The organism is Pseudoalteromonas sp. MER144-MNA-CIBAN-0113, from assembly GCF_040308965.1.
GTDB classification, from domain to species: domain Bacteria; phylum Pseudomonadota; class Gammaproteobacteria; order Enterobacterales; family Alteromonadaceae; genus Pseudoalteromonas; species Pseudoalteromonas tetraodonis.
Map to the genome: position 1 here is coordinate 1 of NZ_JBEOOG010000200.1, position 548 is coordinate 548.

1 protein-coding gene is annotated in these 548 nt (G+C 39.4%); it reads right to left on the reverse strand.

The annotated features are described in order from the left end of the window. Positions 1-223 precede the first annotated feature (223 nt). The coding region (locus AAEY57_RS19400; protein ID WP_350608594.1) for a transposase at positions 224-548 on the reverse strand (325 nt) is incomplete at its 5' end.

Consider the following 548-nt stretch of genomic DNA (forward strand, 5'->3'; position numbering starts at 1 on the left):
ATGTATAGATTAATAGATCATAAGCAGAACATACTTAGACCAAAAGGTGATCAGAGTTTTCACACAGTCTGGGCACTTTGCCGAAGTTCGGCTAAGTGCCCAGACTGTGTAAAAACTAATTTTTAATAAATTGTCTTGGGTATGTTCTTAGTTTAAAACCATCTAGGATGGTTGCGATCGATTTTTTCTCAGTATTGCAATTTTCTCCGCGCGAGCGAAACTGCTATAGCAACGCTACTCTAATCGCTTTACTTAGACCATTAACTCCCATAATTGTGAGCATTCTTCTGAAGTTGTAAGCCAGAACATGAAGACTTATTTCTGTACTCACGCTTTTTAAACCTCGTGTTAGTAAGTGGGTAGCTCCCATCCAGAGTTTAATTGTGCCAAAGGGGTGCTCAACAGTTTGCTTTCGATGAAGCATCAATTCAGGTTCATTCTTTAGCTTTTGAAGCATTTCTTCTGTCAGAATCTCATGCACCCACCGCCTTATTCGCCTAGGGTCTTTTTTAGAGTTAGTGCACTGACTTCTTATTTTACAATCTCGA